At 67.9% G+C, this 21,849-nt stretch carries 22 protein-coding genes and 3 pseudogenes; 13 read left to right on the top strand and 12 right to left on the bottom strand.

Annotated elements, in window-relative coordinates:
• Positions 1-326 precede the first annotated feature (326 nt).
• Positions 327-1,505 carry an IS630 family transposase gene (locus ACH4S9_RS15575; RefSeq protein WP_398372215.1) on the top strand — a complete coding sequence of 393 codons (1,179 nt, stop codon included), beginning with the start codon at positions 327-329 and terminating at the stop codon, positions 1,503-1,505.
• A 55-nt stretch (positions 1,506-1,560) separates the two neighbouring features.
• On the opposite strand, the gene ACH4S9_RS15570 is transcribed toward ACH4S9_RS15575, so the two are convergent.
• The 3 genes and pseudogenes from ACH4S9_RS15570 to ACH4S9_RS15560 all read right to left on the bottom strand — a co-directional run bounded on the left by ACH4S9_RS15570 (position 1,561) and on the right by ACH4S9_RS15560 (position 4,173).
• Entirely contained in the window at positions 1,561-2,052 is a 492-nt protein-coding gene (locus ACH4S9_RS15570) for a hypothetical protein (protein ID WP_398372213.1), read from the bottom strand.
• A gap of 239 nt (positions 2,053-2,291) precedes the next feature.
• Positions 2,292-3,488, bottom strand: a pseudogene (locus ACH4S9_RS15565) (IS110 family transposase).
• Between the two features lie 511 nt (positions 3,489-3,999).
• Positions 4,000-4,173: a hypothetical protein gene (locus ACH4S9_RS15560; RefSeq protein ID WP_311729265.1), complete on the bottom strand. Its 174-nt coding sequence runs from the start codon at positions 4,171-4,173 to the stop codon at positions 4,000-4,002.
• Positions 4,174-5,470: 1,297 nt separating this feature from the next.
• Here ACH4S9_RS15560 and ACH4S9_RS15555 point away from each other — a divergent pair.
• Together ACH4S9_RS15555 and ACH4S9_RS15550 are read left to right on the top strand one after the other, a co-directional pair.
• A complete protein-coding gene (locus ACH4S9_RS15555) occupies positions 5,471-5,776 on the top strand; it encodes a hypothetical protein (protein ID WP_385349380.1) in 306 nt (101 codons plus the stop codon).
• Positions 5,773-6,033 (top strand): hypothetical protein, encoded by a 261-nt coding sequence (locus ACH4S9_RS15550; RefSeq protein ID WP_311728187.1) that lies wholly within the window; start codon positions 5,773-5,775, stop codon positions 6,031-6,033. The genes ACH4S9_RS15555 and ACH4S9_RS15550 overlap by 4 nt, the downstream gene beginning before the upstream one ends.
• Before the next feature lie 391 nt (positions 6,034-6,424).
• Here ACH4S9_RS15550 and ACH4S9_RS15545 read toward each other — a convergent pair whose 3' ends face one another.
• Both ACH4S9_RS15545 and ACH4S9_RS15540 read right to left on the bottom strand, forming a co-directional pair.
• Positions 6,425-6,649: a hypothetical protein gene (locus ACH4S9_RS15545; protein ID WP_311728185.1), complete on the bottom strand. Its 225-nt coding sequence runs from the start codon at positions 6,647-6,649 to the stop codon at positions 6,425-6,427.
• Positions 6,650-6,845: 196 nt separating this feature from the next.
• A complete protein-coding gene (locus tag ACH4S9_RS15540; RefSeq protein WP_224284706.1) occupies positions 6,846-7,190 on the bottom strand; it encodes a hypothetical protein in 345 nt (114 codons plus the stop codon).
• Positions 7,191-7,339: 149 nt separating this feature from the next.
• Between ACH4S9_RS15540 and ACH4S9_RS15535 the strand changes: the two genes are divergently transcribed.
• Positions 7,340-7,750: a hypothetical protein gene (locus ACH4S9_RS15535; RefSeq protein ID WP_358848210.1), complete on the top strand. Its 411-nt coding sequence runs from the start codon at positions 7,340-7,342 to the stop codon at positions 7,748-7,750.
• Positions 7,751-7,870: 120 nt separating this feature from the next.
• On the opposite strand, the gene ACH4S9_RS15530 is transcribed toward ACH4S9_RS15535, so the two are convergent.
• Entirely contained in the window at positions 7,871-8,470 is a 600-nt protein-coding gene (locus tag ACH4S9_RS15530) for a site-specific integrase (protein WP_311728183.1), read from the bottom strand.
• A 386-nt stretch (positions 8,471-8,856) separates the two neighbouring features.
• Between ACH4S9_RS15530 and ACH4S9_RS15525 the strand changes: the two are divergent.
• The 3 genes and pseudogenes from ACH4S9_RS15525 to ACH4S9_RS15515 all read left to right on the top strand — a co-directional run bounded on the left by ACH4S9_RS15525 (position 8,857) and on the right by ACH4S9_RS15515 (position 11,412).
• A pseudogene (locus tag ACH4S9_RS15525) lies at positions 8,857-9,768 on the top strand (tyrosine-type recombinase/integrase).
• A complete protein-coding gene (locus tag ACH4S9_RS15520; protein WP_398372208.1) occupies positions 9,765-10,088 on the top strand; it encodes a helix-turn-helix domain-containing protein in 324 nt (107 codons plus the stop codon). Before ACH4S9_RS15525 ends, ACH4S9_RS15520 begins: the two are co-directional and overlap by 4 nt.
• A 4-nt stretch (positions 10,089-10,092) precedes the next feature.
• Positions 10,093-11,412, top strand: a complete 1,320-nt coding sequence (locus ACH4S9_RS15515; protein WP_398372206.1) for a hypothetical protein — start codon at positions 10,093-10,095, stop codon at positions 11,410-11,412.
• Here the strand turns inward: ACH4S9_RS15515 and ACH4S9_RS15510 are convergent.
• Positions 11,296-11,706, bottom strand: coding sequence for an organic hydroperoxide resistance protein (locus ACH4S9_RS15510; protein ID WP_385349394.1), 411 nt, complete (start codon positions 11,704-11,706; stop codon positions 11,296-11,298). The genes ACH4S9_RS15515 and ACH4S9_RS15510 overlap by 117 nt on opposite strands.
• 142 nt (positions 11,707-11,848) lie before the next feature.
• Here ACH4S9_RS15510 and ACH4S9_RS15505 point away from each other — a divergent pair, with 142 nt between their 5' ends.
• The 3 genes from ACH4S9_RS15505 (at position 11,849) to ACH4S9_RS15495 (ending at position 14,720) form a co-directional block, all read left to right on the top strand.
• On the top strand, positions 11,849-12,763 hold the full coding sequence (locus tag ACH4S9_RS15505; protein WP_385349397.1) for an AraC family transcriptional regulator: 915 nt from the start codon (positions 11,849-11,851) through the stop codon (positions 12,761-12,763).
• Between the two features lie 558 nt (positions 12,764-13,321).
• Positions 13,322-14,128 (top strand): transposase, encoded by an 807-nt coding sequence (locus ACH4S9_RS15500; protein WP_398372203.1) that lies wholly within the window; start codon positions 13,322-13,324, stop codon positions 14,126-14,128.
• A complete protein-coding gene (locus ACH4S9_RS15495; protein WP_398372201.1) occupies positions 14,121-14,720 on the top strand; it encodes a hypothetical protein in 600 nt (199 codons plus the stop codon). Before ACH4S9_RS15500 ends, ACH4S9_RS15495 begins: the two co-directional genes overlap by 8 nt.
• Positions 14,721-14,865: 145 nt before the next feature.
• Here the strand turns inward: ACH4S9_RS15495 and ACH4S9_RS15490 are convergent, their stop codons facing one another.
• The 3 genes from ACH4S9_RS15490 to ACH4S9_RS15480 all read right to left on the bottom strand — a co-directional run bounded on the left by ACH4S9_RS15490 (position 14,866) and on the right by ACH4S9_RS15480 (position 17,328).
• Positions 14,866-15,648, bottom strand: a complete 783-nt coding sequence (locus ACH4S9_RS15490; protein WP_311729271.1) for an alpha/beta hydrolase — start codon at positions 15,646-15,648, stop codon at positions 14,866-14,868.
• A 671-nt stretch (positions 15,649-16,319) separates the two neighbouring features.
• Positions 16,320-16,493 (bottom strand): hypothetical protein, encoded by a 174-nt coding sequence (locus tag ACH4S9_RS15485; protein WP_398372986.1) that lies wholly within the window; start codon positions 16,491-16,493, stop codon positions 16,320-16,322.
• Positions 16,494-17,181: 688 nt separating this feature from the next.
• Positions 17,182-17,328 (bottom strand): hypothetical protein, encoded by a 147-nt coding sequence (locus ACH4S9_RS15480; protein ID WP_311729272.1) that lies wholly within the window; start codon positions 17,326-17,328, stop codon positions 17,182-17,184.
• A 241-nt stretch (positions 17,329-17,569) separates the two neighbouring features.
• Between ACH4S9_RS15480 and ACH4S9_RS15475 the strand changes: the two are divergent.
• Positions 17,570-18,468: pseudogene (locus tag ACH4S9_RS15475) on the top strand (integrase).
• A gap of 136 nt (positions 18,469-18,604) precedes the next feature.
• Here ACH4S9_RS15475 and ACH4S9_RS15470 read toward each other — a convergent pair.
• Positions 18,605-19,021, bottom strand: coding sequence for a hypothetical protein (locus tag ACH4S9_RS15470; RefSeq protein WP_385346902.1), 417 nt, complete (start codon positions 19,019-19,021; stop codon positions 18,605-18,607).
• Here ACH4S9_RS15470 and ACH4S9_RS15465 point away from each other — a divergent pair.
• Positions 18,976-19,491 carry an integrase core domain-containing protein gene (locus tag ACH4S9_RS15465; RefSeq protein WP_385346794.1) on the top strand — a complete coding sequence of 172 codons (516 nt, stop codon included), beginning with the start codon at positions 18,976-18,978 and terminating at the stop codon, positions 19,489-19,491. The genes ACH4S9_RS15470 and ACH4S9_RS15465 overlap by 46 nt on opposite strands.
• A complete protein-coding gene (locus tag ACH4S9_RS15460; protein ID WP_311729276.1) occupies positions 19,488-21,080 on the top strand; it encodes an amino acid permease in 1,593 nt (530 codons plus the stop codon). The genes ACH4S9_RS15465 and ACH4S9_RS15460 overlap by 4 nt, the downstream gene beginning before the upstream one ends.
• Positions 21,081-21,104: 24 nt before the next feature.
• On the opposite strand, the gene ACH4S9_RS15455 is transcribed toward ACH4S9_RS15460, so the two are convergent.
• Positions 21,105-21,785 (bottom strand): TetR/AcrR family transcriptional regulator, encoded by a 681-nt coding sequence (locus tag ACH4S9_RS15455; RefSeq protein WP_398372198.1) that lies wholly within the window; start codon positions 21,783-21,785, stop codon positions 21,105-21,107.
• Between the last annotated feature and the right edge of the window lie 64 nt (positions 21,786-21,849).

Below are 21,849 nucleotides of genomic sequence, written 5' to 3'. Positions count from 1 at the left end.
CGCCCGAGTTGCACCAGCGGCGACTGCTGCTGCGGAGGTCCGGTCGAGGAAGAACCAGCCGCAACTCGGAGCAAAGCCTCGTCGCCCGGCCGAGGCCGAGGCGCCGATCGTCATCCTCGGGCCCTCGTCCCCCGCTTCCTAATTAGTCGACGCTCGAAGTCCTTCGGGGGTTGACGGAGAGGTAAAGCCTGCGGGACGTGCGAGACGGTGCCTGGGGCGTTGGCGTGCCGTTGCAAGATATGGGGACGGGTACGGCCTGGTGTCGGCCCGATCCCTGCCGCCCCCGAAGAATCGGCCGCCTTCATCCCGTGCCCCCCGCCCCCGCCGTGCCCGTCGCGCTGACCGCGGCCGAGCGCCACCGGCTGAAGAAGATGGCCTACGGCCGCAAGACCCCGCATCAGGCCCGGCAGCGGGCAACCATCGTGCTGCTGGCGGCCCGGGGGCGCTCCAACGCCCGGATAGCCGCGCAGACCCGGATGCACGTGGACACGGTGCGCACGTGGCGGGGCCGGTTCGCCGCCGGCGGCCTGTCGGCCCTCGCCGACCGTAGGCGGTCTGGCCGGCCGGTCTCGTTCACACCGCTACAGGTTGCCGAAGTCAAGGTGCTGGCTCGCCAGTTACCCGCCGAGACGGGCGCGCCTCTGTCGCGCTGGTCGTGTCCGGAACTGGCTCGCGAGGTGGTTGCCCGGTCCGTTGCCGGGTCGATCTCCCCCTCCACCGTGCGGCGTTGGCTCAAGGACGACGCGATCAAGCCCTGGCAGTACCGGTCCTGGATCTTCGTGCGCGACCCGGATTTCCGGCCGAAGGCCGCGCGCGTGCTGGACCTGCACGCCCGCATCTTCGACGGCGTCCCGCTGGGCGAGGGCGAGTATGTGATCTCCGCGGACGAGAAGACCTCCACCCAGGCGCGCTGCCGTTGCCACCCGACCCTGGCGCCAGGGCAGGCCCGGGCGATGCGTGTCAACCACGAATACGACCGCGGCGGTGCGCTGGCTTACCTGGCCGCCTATGACGTCCATCGCGCGAAGGTCTTCGGCCGCTGCGAACCGAAGACCGGCATCGTGCCCTTCATGGCCCTGGTCAACCAGGTCATGACCACAGAGCCCTACGCGCGTGCCAGATGCGTCTTCTGGATCGTCGACAACGGCTCCTCCCACCGAGGAGAGAAGGCCATCGACCGTCTGACCACGGCGTTTCCGAACACGGTCATGGTCCATACCCCCGTGCACGCGTCCTGGACGAACCAGATCGAGATCTTCTTCTCGATCGTCCAGCGCAAGGTTGTCACGCCCAACAACTTCTCTGACCTCAGCAAGGTCCGGGACCGGCTCCGAGCATTCGAAGACCGCTACAACAGCACCGCACAGCCGTTCCAGTGGAGGTTCACCACCTCCGACCTGGACGATCTGCTGGCCCGGCTCGACCGGCACACACCTGCCGACCGACAAGAAAATCCTCCGTCGCCCTGGCAGCCTGATCAACCCCCGAAGGGCTTCCGGAGCTGACCACTATGCTGCGCCGTCGGCCCGAACGGATCCGTGCCGGTCAGGGCAGCGCCGGCTACATCGAGAAGTTGAGGTTGGCCGGGTTGACCCGGGCTGGCAGTACCGCGCCCTCGGCAACACCGGGATATAGATGGACCTCCACCGTGTTGTCGGTCTCGAACGGCTCGAACCCGGGTCCGCTGATCCGCACAAGGAGCCGGACGTCGGGGCGCTCTTCGCCCCCCAGCGGCGAAAAGACCGCCGAGAGGACCAGGGCCGTCGCGTCGACGCCGACAGCGGCCAGTTCCACAGTCGCGCGCCGGTTGTCCCAAAGAAGGAAAACTACCTTGACCATGGCCAGCGCGACGGCCGCTGCAACCAGCGCCAGAACCACCGGAATCGCCACTGCGGGGGTCGCACCGTCGACTGTGGCCACCGACACCGCGCAGAACACCGCCGCGCCCCCCGAGCCGAGCGCCAGGACCGCAGCGAACAGGGAGGTGAACAACGTGAAGCACGCCCCCCTGGGTTGCACCAGGGAGGGTCGAGGGGCGCGGGTGGTGGCCATGGCGGCACCCTAGCTGCCGCAGGCGCCGGCCCAACAGACCGGGACCGGCTCCGAGCACGAAGACCGCTACAACACCACCGCACAGCCGTTCCAGTGGAGGTTCACCACCTCCGACCTGGACGATCTGCTGGCCCTGCTCGAGCGACACACACCTGCTGACCGACAAGAAGAATCCTCCGTCGGCCTGGCAGCCTGATCAACCCCCGAAGGACTTCCGGAGCTGACCACTAATGCTGTTGTCAAGCGGCCGTAGTCACTGGAGGTGTGACTTGGTAGCACCGTCGGTCACGGATCAGAGCCCAGATGACGTTGACGCGTCGGCGGGCGAGCGCGAGCACGGCTTGGACGTGCTTCTTGCCTTCGGCGCGTTTGCGGTCGTAGAACTTCCGCGAGTTCGGGTCGCAGCGGACGCTGACCAGCGCGGAGGTGTAGAAGACGCGCTGGAGTCTTCGGTGGTAGATGACCGGCCGGTGCAGGTTGCCGCTGACCTTGCCCGAATCCCTCGGTGCTGGGGCGACGCCGGCGAAGGCCGCCAGAGCGTCCGGGGAGTCGAACTCGTCGAGGCTGCCGCCGACGGCAGCGAGGAACTCGGCTCCGAGGGTCGCGCCGATGCCGGGGACGCTCAGGACGATGTCGGCGAACTCGTGCTCGCGAAACCGGCCCTCGATGAGCTTGTCCATCTCGGAGATCTGCTCGTTGAGGGTCATCACCTCCTCGGCCAGGGTGTGGACCAGCTTCGCGGTGATCTTCTCCCCGGGGACGGCGGTGTTCTGCCGCTCGGCGGCCTCAACGGCCGCTTCGGCCAGGGCTCACGCGCTGCGGACCTTGCGGTTGGCCAGCCACTTCGCCAGCCGCGTGACGCCGGCCCGGCGGATCGCGGCCGGGGTCTGGTAGCCCGTCAGCAGCCTGAGCGGGCCCGTGTTGGTGACCTCCAGGGCCCGCTCCAGGGCGGGGAACATGCTCAGCAGGGTGCCGCGCAGGCGGTTGACCAGGCGGGTGCGGTCCTCGACCAGGTCGGCCCGGCGGCCGGTCAGCAGCTTCAGCTCGATGGCGGCTTCGTCGCCGTGGCGGATGGGTCGCAGGTCGCGGCGCATCCTGGCCTGGTCGGCGATGACGTAGGCGTCGCGGGCATCGGTCTTGCCCTCGCCGCGGTAGCCGTCGGATGCCCGGTTCACCAGCCGGCCGGGCATGTAGAGGACTTCCTGGCCGTGGCCGAGGAGCAGGGCCGGCAGCAGCGCGGGTTCCCCGCCGGTCATGTCGATGGCCCAGGTGACCTGCCGTCCGTCGGCCAGGTCCAGGACATCCCCGATCAGCTTCAGCAGCTCGGGCTCATCGTTGGCCACACGTCGCGACAACAGCGTCTTGCCGTCCGCGTCCAGGGCGAGGCCGTGATGGTGCCCCTTGCCGCTGTCGATCCCCGCCCATATCCGGCTCATCGTGCTCCTGACGTGCTCGTTCGTACTCTTCGCGCCACGGACGACCTCGCCGGCATTGCTCTACGCAGCGACTTGTTCGCACTTCCTAATCGGCGGCCGAGTCGTCGTGGGGTGCCGAGCGGCGAAGCGGGGGGAGCCACGAGACGGCAGCCGCCTGATAGCCACACCCAGCACCCCTGGGCGACCCAACCTTACGAATGGCTCGATCAACCCAATCAAGAACGTAGAGCCCCCTGACTCTCACACTGGCCAAGGCCCCGGTGTGGCGCCACCGCGGCCCCATGGTCCTGCTTCGAGCCCTGGATGGAGGCCGGGCCGCACGAGACGACCATCGCGCGGAACGCTTCGGATCGGCGAGGACCTGCTGCTTCAAGCCCTCTACATGAGCATGCCTTGTCCCTGCCATGGAGAAACGAGACCGCGAGGGTGGGGAATTGCCTGGCGCCGAACCCACTTGGGGTGGGGAATTTGATGACTGTCGGCAATCGGAGGGACATGCCCTTTTGCGGACTCAGCCTGCCTCGTAGCGGGCCAGGCGCCTGCGCAGGTCGAGGCTCTCGCCCTGCGCGATTTCGAGGGCCTTGCGCAGCCTCGCCACCTCCTCACGGTAAGCCTCCTGCTGCCGCGCGAGGCGGGCGCTCAGCGTGTGCCGTTCAGAAACCCGTCGCGGCAGATCAGGCCACATACCTGTTACTCGCTGGCCGGGCGTAGACGTGGAGGACTTGCCGATCGTGGGTCTCGTTCCGAAGCAGCACCTGATCGAGAAGTTCAGGCCGCGGTGTCCCGATGGCTCTCTCGCAGATCGCGTTCATCCGCGAGGCCGTGAGGCGGGCTTCAGGGTTTCGATGCCTTCGGCTTCGAAACCGCGTCGATGGCCAGGATCACGGTTGCCGTATCCATCCAGTTCCCCTCGCGAAGGGCCGGGCACCGCGACCCGGCACAAGTTGAGAGGCTCAACCGACCGTCACCGCGTAACGGCAGCACCAGATTTGTCGCGATCCCCTGGCCAGCAGCTCGTCACTTCGCGCGCCACCGTCCAGGCACGGCCCGGCCATCCCGCTGGCCCTCCATCCCAAGGACGACCGGGCCGGAGCCTCGCCCCCTTGCGGAGACCCTCTGCGGCCAGCCCAGCAGTCGCTTGGCACACTATTTAACGCGCGAGGGCACCTGCCGGCTGTCTCGCTACGGCGCCACAGAGCCGGATACGGCGCTCACGCCCTGGGAGTGCCCCATCTGCCGGCGGACGACAAGGGGCTTTGCCCTGCCTTGACGCGGGGCGCACCCCGGCAGCCAGAAACCCCACGTGCCAGCTGCCTGCGAAAACCGGCCCGAAGAGATCACCAGCGGTTCACCCTCCCCTTGTCGCATGGGGAGCACGAGACCGTGCTCCCACCCCGAAAGGGGGTCGAGAGCCGACAAGGGGTTCTTATGCCTCTCGATGCAGAATGCATCCGCATCGATCGGGTGACGTCGGGGGCCTACGGTTGACGACGGCGCACAAGGGCGCGGTACGGCGTTGTAGGTCTACCGGATCGGGTGACGGACGAATCGGACACGGTTGACACATCTGCGAGTTGGGAGCACGAGGGCTCCCAGAGGGCTCCCACTTGCTCCCAGCCCGGACATGGTTAAGGCCGCTTCCGCTACCCGCGGAAACGGCCTCCGACCTGCGATGATGCTGGTCGGGACGACAGGATTTGAACCTGCAACCCCTTGACCCCCAGCCCAGTGACCACTCTCCGCAACCATTCGTACCGCACCGTAGCGCTCGTTTCGGATCCGAACTGCGCTCTTGCGCGCTACGGAGAACGCGGCAATCAGCTACTCCCCGACCGCGACAGATAGGCCATGCGACGGCGTGCGGAGCAGACTGGAGTCACCCACGGCTGCCGCGCCCCCACGGTATGGTGCGACGAGCAAACCACGTACCGGAGGTCATCGTGAGCGCGCAGCCAGACGGCCCGTATGGACCCCTTATCCCCATGCCTGACCTCACCCCTGACGCCCTCCGCGCAGCTGTCGCTCGGATCGCTCCCAGCAGAATCCCTGCGCTCACTCAGCACCTGTTCGAGGCGACCACAAACGCACAGCAGACACAGAGCCTCGCACCCCTGCGGGCCTTCGTCCACTCATGGGCCGTATTCGTCGCCATCGAGCGGCATCCGGAACGCGCCGCCCACCTCCGTGAACTCGAGCAGATTGTCGATATGGCCGAACAGGACCCGACGGCGGCCATCCACGAAATTCAGCAGATCCGCAAGGCGGCGGAGGCCGAGGCCGGGCTGTGACCGACTGGACCTGGGAGTACAGCCCAAGCGAGGAGCACGTCGCCGACGGACTTGCACCAGGCGTCGTGGCAGAGGTCGAACGGCTGGCGACCGAACTCGCCGCGCTGGGAGTCGACGCGGCAAAGGTAGGTCGACCCTTCGACCGAGAAGGCGGACTCCGAGAATTCGACATTCTCGGCGGACGCGGCTTCATCAGCTTCCTCTCAGTACCACGCCACCACTGCATCTATGTCTGCAACATCACCTGGTACGGATGACGTTGCTCTCCTTCCAGCGCCATCGACGAGGCTGCCGAGGATGCCGGTGGGCGGAATGCTTGCGCCGCTCCGTATCCATCGTTCGGCGAATGTGTTGGACCGTGGGCTTTGCGGCGGCGTTGGGATGACGGCTGTACCGTTGCCGACGAAGACGGAGGAGGCAGCCCAGCAGTCGGCAGAAGATCAGGTAGAGCAGTCGCAGACCCACGATCACTGATCATGCCCATACTTGGGCATTCAAAACGAGACCCAGCGAGCCCAACTGCTCTTATCCGAACTAGCCCAGCTCGGACCTCAGTTGGTTTTCCAGCCCGTCTCCACCACGGAAAGTAGTGGTGGAGAAGTTAGGGAGCAGGACGTCGTCGGGCGTGTCGCGGACCTCGGCGAGGTGTCACTCTGCTGAGTCGGCGGTGTGTCTGCCGGCGGTGGCACGGAAGTCGGGCATGCCGAGGTGGACGGCGGTGTGCCGGGCCGCGACCTCGCGCATCGCGGCGAGCTTCTGCTCGGCGGCGGCGAGACTGGCCTCGATCGCGGCGACCTCGCCGAGCCAGCCTTGTTCCTTGGCTTCCTGGAGCCGGTCGAGCAGGTTCGCGTGGATCTCCTTCAGGCGGGGCATCTGCTCGGGATCTGGCCGCAAGACGGGGCATCTGATGCTTGCTTATCCGAACTGCCCAGCTCACGGACCGACGGGGCCAACCGCGAGCGAGTTACTAAAAGTAGTGGGCAACAGTCTCGGCGTCCGGGCGTATCCGGGTGTGTCGCACCGTCACCGTGGTGTCGATCAGCCTCCGGCTCGCACAACGCAGCCCAACTCAGCTGGCCTCAAGGGCATCCGCCCGCCTCGTCAGGTCCGCCGCGACGCCATCCCAGTCCGGTCCGTGCAGCCACAAGTTCTCGGCAGCCTCGCGCATCAGCGCCGGCTCATCAGGTCGCTGCAGGAGCGCCAACCGGTAGGACAGGTTGCGAACCCAGACCGGCAGACGACCATCGACCACGTGCGGGCAGAGCTCACGGAGCATGGCGAGGATGGAATCCGCGTCAGCGAACGTCAGTTCCTCGACGAAGTAGTGCTCCCGGTGGTCGAGGTCGCACTCAGGCGTCGGTCCGAACTCGTCTCCGTAGAGGCACCGGGCGTGCTCCGTCAAGGTGCTGTGCATGTCCTGGAGCCTATGGCGCCTTGACCCGTCGGAACGAACCTTGGGCCTGTCCCGGCGATCATCTGGAGGGTGTCTCGGTGGTACTTTGACCGGAAATCGCGGGAGGGGTGGGCAGCCAGGTGGACAGTGATCGGCGGCATGCAGCTGTCATGGCGCTCGGTGAGCTCGGGCGAAGCCACGACTACCGTGACCGGGCGGATGCCGGTCACGGCCTGGCAGGCTTCGCCGAGATGCAGGAGGCCCTTGGGCCATTGCTGGAGCTCGTGCTCGACCCGGGTGACACCTTTGTCACCCGGGTGACCGCGGAAGCCGTGCTTCGGCGAAAGGACAGGATCGGGTTGGCGGTGGTCGCCTCCGCACTGGCAGTCGCCGACTCCAATCACAGCGATTGGATCCACACCGCAATCCTCGATGTGTTCGGCATCTCCTCCGAGGACCGGGACAACGCGCTGCAGTTGTGCGAGGAGATGTTGCGGGACACTGACGACCGCGTTTCCCTGGGGGCTCGTCAGCTGCACGAAATCCTGGCCGAGATCGACCCTGTTCTTCGCTCCGTGTAGCACGGGGTGGGCGCTGTCGTGAGAGTACAGGTGCTCGGATCTCCATCCGGGCATCCTGCCGAGTCGGCTCCATGAGTGGCCCGGAATTTCGCCGGCCGATGATTCGGAACACGCCAGCGCTCACTCCCCAGGCTTGGCGCTGCTTCGTCCGGTGTCGCGGCGGAAGTCGGGCATGCCGAGGTGGACAGTGGACGGCTGAGTTGCACGCTCACGCATGGCCTGAAGTTTCTGGGCGGCGGCAGCCAGGGTGGTCTCGATGGCGGCGACCTCGCCGAGCCAGCCCTGGACCTTGGCCTCCTGGAGGCGGTCGATGAGGTTGGTGTGGATCTCTTGGAGGCGTGGCATCTGGGCTGGGTCCACGAGCAGTAGGGGACATCTGACACAGGCGTTTTCATGCTGGCACGGGGTTGCGTAGTCGCGGCCGCAGGTCCCCAGGGCGACCTTGCGGAGTTCGAAGTGGGCCAGGAATTCGTCCCACTCGGTGGCGGTGAGCTCGCGGTACTCCTCGCTGGGCCGCTCGGTTCTGCGGCGGGCGATGAAGGCCCGGTGATGGGAGATCACGTCCTCCGGGTAGATCGCGGCATAGCCCATGGTCGTGTCCAAAGCGGCGTGTCCGCAGATCTTCGCGGCGATGTGTGGGGGCAGTCCGGAGCGGATGGCGTCGGTCACGAAGATCCTTCTGAAGTCGTGGGGGCGCCATTCGAGCGGGTCGCCGGCCACGGTGATCTGGGCGGACTGCGAGGTCGCGACCAGGCACTCGCGGATGTGTGCGACATCCCGTGAGTTCTCCTGAGCCCCGCTGAGTCCCCGGCCCTGTGGCCAGGGGGTTCTTCCTCCTTCGGGTGCTCTGTGGCCTTGTGACGTAACTTCGGGATTCTTGAAGCGTTCTCACCTCGTCCGACCGATCCACAGTCGGACCGAAGGTGAGGGGGCTCGGGTTGGCGGCGCTGGCAGTCGTACGGGACCTGCGTGAACACTGGGCTCCCGCGTCGGCGGAGGAGCTGGAGCGGTTCGAGACCGACGTGCTGTCCGGATTCGTCCTCGCGCGGGCCTCGGCGGGTCTGGCGGACGGCACCATCCGCGGGGACGTCGGGCACCTGGACCAGATGCGCACATGGTTCGGCCGGCCGCTGTGGGACATGGAGCCCGCAGACGCCGACACGTACTTCGGGAAGGTGCTGCGGCAGTCACCCAGCGGTACCCGGCTGGCCCGGTCGCAGGCGCTGACGACGTACTTCATGTTCCTGGAGCTGCGGCACAAGGTCGAGCTCCACCGGTTGACCGGCCGGGTGGTCGAGTGCCCGATCGACGAGATGAACCGGCCGCGCGGGGCCAAGGATGCCCAGCTGCGGATCCCGCCGACCAAGCCGGAGGTCGGGACGCTGTTCACCGGCTGGGGCGGCGAGCTGGCCACTTGCCGCAAGTTCGCCCCGACCGCCCGGAACTACACCGCGTCGAAGCTGATGTCCCGGGTCGGCCTGCGGGTGAGCGAGGCGTGCAAGCTGGACCTGGCCGACATCAAGTGGGAGCTGGGCCGCTTCGGCAAGCTCCACGTCCGCCACGGCAAGGGCACCCGCGGCTCCGGGCCGCGCGAGCGGATGGTGCCGCTGATCAACGGGGCTGACCGCACGCTGCGGTGGTTCATCGAGGACGTCTGGGGCCAGTTCGACGACGACCACACCCGCCCGGGCGCCCCGCTGTTCCCTTCGAAGCGCAAGAACGCCGACGGCTCTTTGCGTCGGGTGGGCGACGACGCCTTGCGCGGCGGGCTCAAGGAGGCAGCCAAGGCGCATCTGCCGGGGTGGGGCGAGAGGCTGACGCCGCATGTCCTGCGGCATTTCTGAGCGTCCCAACTCTATGAGAACGGACTGGGCTTGCTCGCGATTCAGGAGGTTTTGGGACATTCCTGGATCGCCACAACGATGCGATACGTCCACGTCCAGCAGACCCGGGTCGAGGACGCTTGGGTCGCCGGGACCGAGCGAGCCGCGAAACGGCTGGAAGGGCTCATCCGATGAGGTGGAACCTGCGGCTGACGGCCGCGAACAAGGGTATCTGGAAGGCGTCCGAGCTCCAACGAGGCCTGGCAGAACACGGGTTGGTGATCTCGGCGGGGAAGATGTCCGGGCTGTGGTCCGGCCAGCCGGTCTCCCTCAAGCTGGAGGACCTGGACGTCATCTGCGTCGTCCTCGGCTGCGAGATCGGCGACCTGCTGATCCCCGAACCGGACAAGGTCCGCCGCCCCGGCGAGGAGGCCGGCCAGCAGGCCGCCGCATCCGGTCCGGCCCCGGCGGTGGTCCCGCGTCGGCGGGACAGCCGGTCCCTGCCGCCGATGTGACGCAGTGAGTCCGCGCAAGGGCTACCGCAAGCCCGCTACCAGCTGTGACGGCTGCCTGGCCTGGGGCGTGTTCACGGGCAGGCTCTGCCCGGCCTGCTGGCAGTTCGCTCGTCAGCACGCCGCCGGCGAGTGCGGGGCCTGCCGCCGGCGACAGCCGCTGAAGTCCGGCTACTGCCGACTGTGCTGGTGCCAGGCCCGCCGGAACATCCGCATAGCCACTGGCAAGCCGACCTCGGCCGGGCACGTGATGGCACCCTGGCTTCGTCAGGTCGCTGACCTTCAGCTCTTCTTCATCGGTATGCACCACCACCGCGGCTCCTCCACCACGCCGCGACCCCGAGGCCACGGCCGACGGGGGCGCCCACGCAAACCGCCACCGCCCGCTGCTGTCCGGCCGGTCAGCCACTGGTGCCAGCCGGTTCTGTTCGACGGCGTCCCCCGCGACTACCACCGCTTCGACCGCGATGCGCACCCCGATCCCGCCAGTCCCTGGCTGGCCTGGGGACGCCACCTCGCGCACGGCCTGGCCGAGGCCCGCGGCTGGAGCCGCCGCGTCCGTCTCGACGTAGACCGGGCCCTGGTCGTGCTGCTGTCCCCGCACACCGAGGGCGACGTCATCCGCTACTCGGAGATCATCGCGCCGCTGCGGGCCCTGGACAGCAGCATCGAGCGAACCGCCGAGGTCCTGGAAGCGATGAACATCCTGGTCGACGACCGCAGGCCGTCCTACGAGGACTGGTTGGAGAAGCGGCTCAACGGCCTTGCTGCCGGGATCCGCCGGGAAGCCGAGAGCTGGAACCGCACCCTGCGCGACGGCGGACCACGCACCCGCCCCCGCCACCAGGCCACCGTCTGGGCCTACCTCAACGCCGTACGTCCCGCCCTGCTGGAATGGTCCGAGCGCTACGACCACCCGCGCGAAATCACCCGCGACGACGTCCTCGCCCACGTCAAGACTCTCCACGGGCACGAACGGCGCCAGACCCTCGTCGCCCTGCGGTCGCTGTTCGGCTGGGCGAAGAAGAACGGCATCGTCTTCCGCAACCCGACCGCCCGCATCAAGGTCGGCACGTTCGAGTACTCCGTCCTGCAGCCCCTGCTGCCCCACCAGGTGACCCGGTCCGTCGAAGCGGTCTGCGGAACCGGTCCGCCTGTTCTTCCAGCGGAGGCCAGAGCAGATGTCCGGGTGGCGTTCAGCGGGCGATGGTTACTCGGTGAGCAACTCGACCGGGATATTGCCGCGCGTGGCGTTGGAGTACGGGCAAACCTGGTGGGTGGCCTCGATGAGCTCGCGACCGACTTCCCGGGGCAGGCTGTCCGGTAGCTTCGTCCGCAGGCTGACTTCGAGCTGGAAGCCGCCCTGCCCGTTGGGGACGAGGCCGACTTCGGCGGCGACCGACATGCCCGTGACGTCGATCTTCTTCTTCTGCGCCACCAACTGCATGGAGGTGGCGAAGCAGGCCGCATAGCCCGCCGCGAAGAGCTGCTCGGGGTTGGTGCCGTCGCCGGTGCCGCCCAACTCCTTCTGGAGGGCCAGCTCGACGTCCAACTTGCCGTCTGAGCTGAAGGCGCGGCCGTCGCGGCCGGTCGCGGTCGCGACGGCGGTGTACAGGCTCATGTCCTGCCCTTCTGGTAGACCGATCGGTCAATCTGTTTGGCGCACTCAGCGTATGGAGGTCGGGAGCCGCTCCCCATGGCTTGCCGTCTCCATTTCATATCTGATCGTCTTGTGCGCAGCGGCCTCGCGATACGATCTGGCGATGGACGTGCTCAGCGATGCGATCGGCGTCATGCGTACGGGGCGCCCGCATTCCAGTGAAATCCGCAAGCACGCTCCGTGGGGAGTGCGGGCCGAGCCGTTCTCCGGGGCCGGCTTCCATGTGGTGCTGGAAGGGACATGCTGGCTGATCCCGCCAGCGGGCGCCGCGATCGCCCTGAGCGTGGGCGATGTGGTGTGCCTTCCGCACGGCTGCGGGCACGCTCTGGCCGACAGCCCGTTGACGTCCCTGACGGGCGCACCCTCGGGATCCCTGCGGGAGATAGCGCCGAGCGCCGACGACGGCGAGGGAGCCACGACGGTCCTGCTGTGCGGCGCATACACGCTCGACCAGACCCGGCCACATCCGCTGTTCGAGGAACTGCCCGAGGTCATCCACCTTCCGGCACGTCTCGGCCACCGCACCCCGCTACATGCTGCCGTCAATCTGCTCGGTGACGAGATCGCCAACCCCAGCCACGGAACCGAAGCGGTCGTGTCGGCCTTGCTGGACATCATGCTGCTGTACATCCTGCGGGCCTGGCTCGAGGAGCAAACCGACGACGGCCCGGCCACCGGGTGGGCCGCGACGCTGCGCGATCCGGCGATCACCGCAGCGCTGCGCCATATCCACCAGGAACCCGCCGGGCAGTGGACGGTCGAAGCGCTGGGTGCGAAAGCCGGACTGTCGCGCGCGGCCTTTTCCCGCCGGTTCACCTCGCTGGTCGGCAAACCGCCGCTGGGTTACCTGACCTGGTGGCGGATGACCCTGGCGGCGCGACTGTTGCGCGACAGCGACAAGCCGGTACAGACCGTCGCCCAGCGCACCGGATACACCTCCGAATTCGCCTTCGCCAAAGCGTTCAAACGAGAGTACGGCTTGGCCCCCGGTCGGTACCGCCAGCAGTCGCGGAGGTAGTCCGGTCAGCACGCCGTGACGACTACGGCCGCCTGTTGGACGCCATCCTGATCTGCTGCTGACCGCTCGAAGTCCGTAATCGATCGGGTGTCGGTCTCCTCGAATTCGTTACTCTCTGCTACATCGCTCACGAAAATGCGGCCGTTGCTCCGCGAGTACCGGAGATCTCAACACCACGGTCGCAATCTGACGGTCGCCACGGCGCGAGACCGTTAGAGCTGTGCACGTTTCCCCGTACACGCTTGTGCACGTTGACGGCTCTGGCAAGATTTTCGTAGCCGGAGATCATCTCGGGGTGGCGGTCGGCCCGTCCGCATAGCGGGCAGCCTGTGGGTGTGCTCTGTTGAACTGGACTCGCTGTTACCGCAGTTGGCGGATGTGCTGGTGGCCTCGGTCGATGTTTCTGGCCCTGTCGTCGTGATCCAGGCCCATACGAGATCCGGTGTGCCAGCAGAGTGCACGGGCTGCGGAACGTAGAGCGGGTGGTGTCACAGCCGCTACGTCAGGCGACTGGCCGATGCGTCGCTGGGCGGCCGTGCCGTGTTGATCGAGCTGAGTGTGCGACGTCTGTACTGCGAGAACGCCACGTGCGGAAAGACCACACTCGCCGAGCAGGTGCCGGGTCTGACCGTGCGCTACCAGCGGCGCACGCCGCTGCTGCAGCACCTGGTCGAGGCAGTGGGCGTGCAGCTGGCGGGCCGAGGCGGAGCCCGGATGCTGCGGATCCTGAACATCACGCTCTCGCGCTGCACCGTCCTGTCACAGCTGATGCGCATGTCACTGCCAGCCCTTCCCACGCCCCGGGTGCTGGGCGTGGACGACTTCGCTCTCTACGGTGACACCTTCGGAACCCTCCTGGTCGACGCCACCACCCGGCTGCCCCTCACACTCTGGGAGGGACGGGATGCCGAACAGCTCAGCCGCTGGCTGCACGAGCATCCAGGTGTCGAGATCGTCTGTCGTGACGGCTCCCTCACCTACCGGCAGGGCATCACGGACGGCGCCCCCGAGGCCGTGCAGGTCAGCGGCCGCTTTCACCTCTGGCAGGGGCTGTCCCGCCGCGTCCAGGACATCGCTGCCGCGCACCGTGGCTGCCTGCCCACGGCACTGCCACCGACTGCGGAATTCATCCCGTCTCCGGCCAGGGAGACCGTCGAGGACGCCGCGGCGGACACCCGGGCCGGGCGTCACGCCAGAAGGCTCTTCGAAGCCGTACACACCCTCACCGACACGGGCCGGCCCTACAGCGCAGTAGCCCGCGAACTCGGCCTGGACCGCCGCACGGTCCGCAAGTACGCCCGGGCCCGCACCTGGCAGGAGGTGCGGCCGTGCCGGCCGCCCGGTGCGCCCCGAAGGGGTGGATGAGTTGGTCGCCGAGGGACGGGCCCTGGCGCTGCGCGGCGAGGCCGACGCCGCGCTGGTCGTGTTCGGCCGGGCCGCCGACAAGGGGGCGGGCACCGGACGGTACCTGCGGCCAATTCTTGACGCGTTCCTGAACCTCGGGACAGCGCACTTCACGTTGGGGAGCGACGTGCTGTGTAACGCCCACGTCGTGGCAGCCGTGGGCCAAGAGCGGATTCGTGCCGAAGTGGTCCCGCTCTACCTGCGTGCCGCCGGGGACGCCTCGAACGCCAGGCCGGACCAGTACGCCTGGAAGGTGGCGGACTACCTATCGGAAACGGGCGTCGGCTCCCCCGAGGGCCCGGACCGCGAGGAGTACTGGCGCGCACGCCGCGAGGCCTTCGTCCCGCCCGTCCTCCCCCAGCCCCCCGCCTTTCAACAGGCTCTCGATCGCGCCCGTGAGCTTGTCGCCGTCGGCGACCCCGAGGGGGCCTGGGGCACGCTACGCCAAGCCCTCACCTGCTGGTACTCCGACCATCCTCACAGCATCGCCCCGGTCAACTCCTCACCGACCCCGCCTTCCGCGACATCATCACCCCGCGCCGGGCACGCCTGATCGCCCACACACCCAGAGGGCAGGCGTACTCGCCCGGCACCTGAGGCGCGGATCGAAGTACGAGCGCCCCGCCCCCAGGTCCGCGAGCGCCTCTGAGTCTCCTCCGACGCATCGGAGGAGGCCCGAGCGGTCGCCGTTACGGGTGTCAGCCAACGGAGCCGGCCGCTGCGCTGATGACCTTGGCTACCGCGTCAGGGTGCGAGATCAGGGTCAGATGTGACCCGCCTTGGAAGACTGTCGTCTTCGCGTGGGCGCGACGAGCCATGTGTTCTTCTGACTGCTGGGTGATGATCCGGTCGCCTGAACTGATGAAGTACCAGGACGGGATGGTCTTCCAGGCTGCGTGCCGCGACGGCGTGTTGAACGCGATCGTCGAGGCGGCGCGCTGCGTCGCCCACAGGTTTTCGGCCTGGTTGGTGGGCAGGTCACTTGCGAAGTCCTTGACGAATATGTCCTTCTTCAGATATAGGTTCTGCCCGCCGGACGGGGCCTGGGGGTATGCCGCGGTGTCGTACAGCTTGCTGGCCGGCGCATTCAGTGCCGAGGTGGAGCCGCTCACGGATCCGGTGGTCTCTCCGACGGCGGGCGCGGCCGCGTCCACGTAGACCAGGGCCTTGACGTTCTTGGTCTCCGCAGCGGCGTTGGTGATGACACTGCCCCCGTAGGAGTGTCCGACGAGCACCACCGGGCCGTGCACCGTCTTGAGGAAGTCGGCAACCGTCTGCGAGTCGGTGGTCAGGTTCTGCAGAGGATTGGCGATGGCACGTACCTGGTACCCCGCGCTCCGGAGGATCTTGACTTCGCCGTTCCAGCTGGAGGCGTCGGCCCAGGCACCGTGGACCAGCACGATGGTGGGTTTGGAGGCGGTTGGGGAGGGTGTCGCCGACGGGCCCGTAGCGTCGGCGTGCGTGGGGACGAGTGCGGACATGGCAAAGGAGATGCCGACCGCGGCAGCAGCCGAGTAACGAATCGAGTGTATTCGGTGCATACGCCTACCCCACAGTTCGTCAGCCGGGACGTGACCGCGACACTGGCTTACGGGAGGAGTGATGACCTGCTGCGCTATGTCATCCGCAATCCTCGGGCACCGGCGGCCACGGAGGGACAGGCTGCACGCGGCCGGCCCAGCGCTTGCCTGGCACTGCGCGGCCCTCACGACCAATGTGCCATGCGCCGCACCGCCTCGCATTCCGGAGTGCGTCGGCGGTGTGCCAGTCCTCTGCCCGGGTAGGCGTTTGACTGCGGGGATGTCGAGGCCGACATCGCGGATGAGGTATCGAATCGGATAGGGCTACCGAAGCCATCGTCGCACAGCCCAAGGTGGTCGGCTGTCCGGCAGCGGAGCCGGACGGCAGCGGGGGGCGGGCGCGGGGCCGAGGGCATACATGTGCCGCAGGCCGGATGGCATTGCCCTTGCCGGAAACCTCATCCATGCAGGTCACGCCGCATGTTGGTATTTGTGGAGGATGCCTGAAGCTGAAGGGTGTCAATATCCCGATCAGGCTGCTGAGCTGGGTGTTTCTTGTGGATGGAGAAGTCGTTGGGGTGGCGTGGTGTGGTACTCGTTGAGCAGGCCGCCGAGTAGCTGTCGCCGTCGGACTACGGCAGCGGGCAGGGGGTGACGCTCGGGTGGTCGTCGGGTGCTCGTAGGTCGAGGCTGCGGCGGGCCCGTCCGGTGTTGTAGTGCTCGGCATACGTGGTGAGGACGGCACGGAGGTGTCGTTCGCCGGTGATGAGGATTCTGTCGGTGCATTCGGCGCGGGCCGTGCGTATCCATCGTTCGGCGAACGCGTTCGACCGCGGGCTTTGCGGCGGCGTCGGGATGACGGCTGTGCCGTTGCCGGTGAAGACTCGAACGCGGCGGTGAACTTGCTGTCCCGGTCACGGATGAGGAACCGGAAGCACCCCGCCCTGTCGCCGAGGTCCATGAGCAGGTTGCGGGCGAGCTGAGTGACCCATGCGCCCGTAGGGTGGGCGGTGACGCCCAGGACATGGACGCGCCCGGTGGCGATCTCCATGACGAAGAAGACGTAGAGACGTTTGAGGAAGACGGTCTCCACGTGCATGAAGTCGCAGGCGAGCAGCGTGTGGGCCTGGGAGCGCAGGAAGGACCGCCAGGTCTGCTGGGAGGCGCGCTGCGGTGCGGGCGGCAGACCGGAGCGGCGCAGAACGCTCCGGATCGTGGCGGCGGCAACCCTACGACCGAGCCGTCGGAGCTCGCCTTGGATCCTGACGTATCCCCAGGTCGGGTGCTCTCGCGCCAGGCGCTGGATGAGCGCGACCGTCCCCTCCGCCAGCGGTGGTCGGCCGGGTCCGGTTGGGGTTTGGCGCGCCATTTCCAGCGCACGAGATGGCGGTGCCAGGTCAGCAGTGTGCCTGGGGTGACCAGCCGGTGGCGGCGTAAGGCGGTTGGAAGGTGCCGTGCCAGAGCGGAGAGCACGGCACGATCGGCCCATGAGAGCTACGGGCGCTCGATCTGCCGGCGAAGCACGGCGACCTCATGACGAAGCGCGAGGATCTCGGCGTTGTTCGCGGCGGCCGATCGGCCCAGCACAAGGAAGCAGCCCAGCAGTCGGCAGAAGATCAGATAGAGCAGTCGCAGACCCACGATCAGTGATCATGCCCATACTTGGGCGATCGAAAAGTCCCAGGTCAACCACCGCACGGCAATAAAGACACTGCGGGTGTCGGTAAATCATCCACGCAGGTGAGAGCTTGTTCAGAGATCTTCGACTTTGGCCGACGCTCACCCCGGCATCTTCACCTGTACAAGGCCCCGACGGCATCATGACCTCTCGCGCTGCTACCTCACCGCGACCAACACCCTGGCGTTCCTACGTCTCCTGCCGATGAGCGACAGAGTCAAGGACATCGAGATCCTGGTGCTCCGGCACCAACTGCTGGTCCTGCAGCGCCAGGTCGGCAAGCCTGCCTTCAATGACAGTGATCGCGCTGTCCTCTCCGGCCTTCTGCACCACCTGCCCAAAGACAGACTGCGGCACCTTCTGCTGCTGGTCCGCCCCGAGACGGTCTTGCGCCGGCATCGTGAGCTGCTCAGGCAGCGCCATGCCGCGACCCGCATGCCCAAGCGGCGCGGACACCCCCGCACCATCCGCTCGATCCGCGCCCTCGTCCTGCGCCTGGCCAGGGAGAATGCCTCGTGGGGAGATCGCCAGATCCACGGCGAACTCGCAGCCCTGGGGATCAAGGTCGCCGCCTCCACAGTCCGGGAGATCCTCCGCGAGCACGGCATCCCACCCGCCCCCGAACGGCAGAGCACCACCTGGGCCGACTTCCTCCGCAGCCAGGCCGAGGCCCTCCTCTCCTGCGATCTCTTCGAAGTCCGCACGCTGACAGGGGCGCGCCTGTACGTCTTCGCCGTCATCGAGCACATCACCCGTCGCATCAGGATTCTGGGTGCCAGCGCGCATCCGACCGGGGACTGGATCGTGCAGCTCGGACGCGGTTCCTGATCCGCGACCGCGACTCGAAGTTCACAACCGCCTTCGACGCCCTGATGACCTACCCCGGTCTCAAGATCCTCACCACCGGCATTCGGATACCCCGGATGAACTCCCTCATCGAGCGCTGGATACAGACCTGCCGCACCGAACTCCTGGGCCGGACCCTGATCTGGCACCAGAGCCACCTCCTCCACGCCCTGCGCGAGTACGAGCCCGATAGGGCGCTCACGCCCTGGGAGTGCCCCGTCTGCCGGCGGACGCCAAGGGGCATTACCTCGTCTTGACGCGGCAGGCACCTTGCAGCCGGGACACCCGAGCACCGGCTACCTGCGGAAACACGCCGACCGAGGCCCTCAGCCCACACCTTCCCCCTGTCGCATGGGGAGCACGAGATCTGCCCGACCCTGTTGCCCATTGTGGCTATGCGGTGAGGGTGTGCTCGAGTCGGGTGAGGTGGCTGGTGCGGGTGCGGTCCAAGGGGTAGTCGTTCCACCAGGCATTCAGGCGGATCAGGTCCGCCGCAAAGCCCCAGGTCAAACGCTTACGCTCGTGCGACTGCTCTGCCTGATCGCCACGCGGATCTTCGCGAGGCTGGTCCTGCTCTCCCGTTCCTCCGCCGCCGAGAACGCCGAAATACTGATCTTGCGACACGAGGTCGCGGTCCTGCGCCTGCAGATCACCACTCCCAAGCCAAGCCGGCCAGACCGCACCCTGATCGCCGCCCCAGGACGCCCACCGCTGTCCGAGGAACTGCGCGAACTCGTCATCCGGCTCGCCACCGAGAATCCCCGATGGAGCTTCCGGCGCGTCCACGCCGAACTGCGCCACCTCGGACACAAGGGAAGTTCACCGCCGCGTTCGACGCCGTCTTCTCCAGTGAGGGCATCACTGTGGACAAGATCCCTCCACGCAGCCCCAACTGCAACCGGCACGCGGAACGCTTCGCACGCTCCGTACGGGGTGAGTGCACCGACCGCCTGCTGATCTTCGACCGCGGCCACGCAGAGGGAGTCCTGCACGACTATGCCCGCCACTTCAACGGACATCGGCCTCACCAAGCCCGGGATCAGCTCGCGCCCCTGGACGACCCGAGCGTCAGTACCGCCGCGCAAGCTGATCACTCGGCAAAACAGCAGCTCAGCGGATATGCAGACATTTTGAACCGGTACGCGGCTCTGCCCGCGCGCCGCGGCACGGTTGAGGTGAGCACCTGGGGACCACATGGACACGGCCGCGACACGCCAGCGAAACACCCTCTCCCTAATTTCTGTCATCCGACAGGAACCAGTGACTGGGGCTCGCCATGACCGCCACCGCACCACACTCCGAAGCTGAGGAAGCGGCGGCCTCCGCCGACGCAGCCGCGCTCGCCGGGTTCGGATACCGCCAGGAACTGCACCGCACCCTGGGCCGGTACGCCTCTTTCGCTGCCGGCTTCTCCTTCATCTCCGTCGTGACCACCGTCTTCCAGTTCTTCGCGTTCGGCTACTCCTTCGGTGGCGCGGCCTTCTTCTGGACCTGGCCCGCCGTGCTGCTCGGGCAGCTCCTGGTCGCGGCGTGCTTCGCCGAGCTCGCCGCCCGCTACCCGATCTCGGGGGCGATCTACCAGTGGTCGACGCGGCTCAGCACGCCCGCCTTCGGCTGGTACGCCGGCTGGATCATGGTGATCGGCCAGATCGTCGTGGTGGCGGCCGCCGCGCTCGCCCTGCAGATGGTTCTGCCCGCGATCTGGTCGGGCTTCCAGATCCTCGGGGGCGATCCGGCGCCCTTCTCCGCCTCGGGCGCGGCCAATGCCGCCGTTCTCGCCGTCGCGCTCCTCGCGCTCACCACCGTCGTGAACGTCCTCGACAACAAGGTGCTCTCGGTGGTCAACCGAATCGGGGTCACCGCCGAGATCGTCGGCGCCGTCCTGATCATCGTGCTGCTGTTCACCCACGCCGAGCGGGGCACGGGAGTCACCCTGCACACCGGCGGCGAGGGCGGGGCGGTCACGGCCGTGCTGGTCGGCTCGTTCGCCGCGGCCTACGTCCTGATCGGTTTCGACAGCGCGGGAGAGATGAGCGAGGAGACCCACAATCCCCGTCGCACCGCGCCGCGCACGATCCTCACCGCTCTCGTCTCCGCCGGGGTGCTGGCCACCCTGCTGGTGCTCGGGGGGTTGCTCGCCGCGCCCAGCCTGACCGACGGGCGGCTGGCCTCGGACGGGCTGTCGTACGTCCTCACCAGCAGCCTCGGCGACGGGGTGGGCAAGGCCCTGCTGGCCGACGTGGTGGTGGCCATCGCCGTGGCGACGCTCGCGATCCAGACCTCCGCGACCCGGATGCTCTTCTCGATGGCGCGGGACGGGGTGCTGCCGGCCTCGCGGACGCTGGCGAAGGTGTCTCCGTCCACCGGCATGCCGAAGGGACCGGCCCTGGTGGTCGGCGTGGGCGCGGCGGGCCTGTGCCTGCTCAACCTGGCCTCGCCGGAGGCGTTCCTGGCGATCGGCACGACCTGCATCGCCATGCTGTATCTGGCGTACGCGATGGTGACGGGCCCCATGCTGGTGCGGCGGCTGCGCGGCGGCCTGCCCGCGGCAGGAGACATGGCGGGAGGCGTGGACGAGACGGGCAAGCCGCTGTTCTCACTCGGGCGCTGGGGGCTGCCGATCAACGCCCTCGCCCTGGTCTATGGCCTGTTCATGACCGTCAACCTGGCCTGGCCGCGCGTCGCCGTCTACGACCCGTCGGGCGGTCACTGGTACTTCCAGTGGTTCACCGCGCTGTTCCTGGGCGGCTCGGTACTGCTCGGCGCGGCCTACCGGAAGCGGCGGGCCCGCGCCACGGACTCGGCTTCCTCGTCGCCGGCACCGGCCGAGACCGCCGCGCGGCTCTCGCCCGCCTCCCCCCGCCCGTAGCGGGCCTGCTCTCAGGGCCGGCGGTCATACCGACGCCAGCCCCACCGCCTGCTCCCGGACCCCGGCCAGTGCCCCCTCCGCCACGCCCGCGACTCGCAGCGCCGCATCCGCCGTCGCGGCCGCGAACGCGTCGGTGGGCCGGTCGGGGTCCGAGCGGTGGATCAGGATGACCCCTTCGATGAGCCCGAAGACCAGATCCGTGCGGAGCGCCAGCTCGCCCTTGTCGAGCGACCCGCAGCTCTCCGTCGCGGCGAGCAGCCGGCCGTACGCCTCCTTGAGTTCCAGCCGCACGTGGTGGAAGCCGGCGAAGCCTTCGCTGCGCACTTCGGGCAGGAGGTAGAGGCCTCCGAGGTTGTGCGGTCCGCCGCACAGCAGGCGCACATCGGAGCTGCACAGAAACCACAGACGGGCCTCGGGCGGCGCGGCCTCGTCGGCCGCGAGCAGCCGGTGCGCCAGCGCCAGCGAGGGGGTGACCGTGGACTCCAGGAGCTCGGCGAGGAGGTCCTCCTTGCCCGCGAAGTAGTGGTACATCGTGGCCTGCCGCATGCCGGCCCGCTCGGCGACGGCCCGTGTCGTCGTCGCCGCGTATCCACGGGTGGTGAACAACTCGGCCGCGGCGGCGAGCAGTTCGTCGCGCGGCGACAGACCGCTGTCGAGCCGCCCCGCGGCGCGCGGCCGGCCCACCCGCTTTCCTGGAGTGCTCATGGGGCGATCGTCGCACATCCGCGCCCGCGCCCCGTCCGCCGACCACGGTGAGGGCCGGGTAACC

It is taken from the genome of Streptomyces sp. NPDC021225 (genome assembly GCF_044332865.1).
Lineage (GTDB): Bacteria > Actinomycetota > Actinomycetes > Streptomycetales > Streptomycetaceae > Streptomyces.
The sequence above is the reverse complement of the archived record's forward strand: the minus strand, read 5'-3'. Positions and strand labels throughout refer to the sequence as shown.

Bases quoted from the DNA above. Each gene is read 5' to 3' on its own strand.
- ACH4S9_RS15535 (WP_358848210.1), top strand. From the start codon at position 7,340: ATGGCGCTCGGTGAGCTCGGGCGAAGCCACGACTACCGTGACCGGGCG.
- ACH4S9_RS15570 (WP_398372213.1), bottom strand. From the start codon at position 2,052: ATGGCCACCACCCGCGCCCCTCGACCCTCCCTGGTGCAACCCAGGGGG.
- ACH4S9_RS15540 (WP_224284706.1), bottom strand. From the start codon at position 7,190: ATGCACAGCACCTTGACGGAGCACGCCCGGTGCCTCTACGGAGACGAG.
- ACH4S9_RS15510 (WP_385349394.1), bottom strand. From the start codon at position 11,706: ATGAGCCTGTACACCGCCGTCGCGACCGCGACCGGCCGCGACGGCCGC.
- ACH4S9_RS15505 (WP_385349397.1), top strand. From the start codon at position 11,849: ATGGACGTGCTCAGCGATGCGATCGGCGTCATGCGTACGGGGCGCCCG.
- ACH4S9_RS15465 (WP_385346794.1), top strand. From the start codon at position 18,976: ATGGAGCTTCCGGCGCGTCCACGCCGAACTGCGCCACCTCGGACACAA.
- ACH4S9_RS15555 (WP_385349380.1), top strand. From the start codon at position 5,471: ATGCCTGACCTCACCCCTGACGCCCTCCGCGCAGCTGTCGCTCGGATC.
- ACH4S9_RS15460 (WP_311729276.1), top strand. From the start codon at position 19,488: ATGACCGCCACCGCACCACACTCCGAAGCTGAGGAAGCGGCGGCCTCC.
- ACH4S9_RS15560 (WP_311729265.1), bottom strand. From the start codon at position 4,173: ATGTGGCCTGATCTGCCGCGACGGGTTTCTGAACGGCACACGCTGAGC.
- ACH4S9_RS15520 (WP_398372208.1), top strand. From the start codon at position 9,765: ATGAGGTGGAACCTGCGGCTGACGGCCGCGAACAAGGGTATCTGGAAG.
- ACH4S9_RS15490 (WP_311729271.1), bottom strand. From the start codon at position 15,648: ATGTCCGCACTCGTCCCCACGCACGCCGACGCTACGGGCCCGTCGGCG.
- ACH4S9_RS15455 (WP_398372198.1), bottom strand. From the start codon at position 21,785: ATGAGCACTCCAGGAAAGCGGGTGGGCCGGCCGCGCGCCGCGGGGCGG.
- ACH4S9_RS15545 (WP_311728185.1), bottom strand. From the start codon at position 6,649: ATGCCCCGCCTGAAGGAGATCCACGCGAACCTGCTCGACCGGCTCCAG.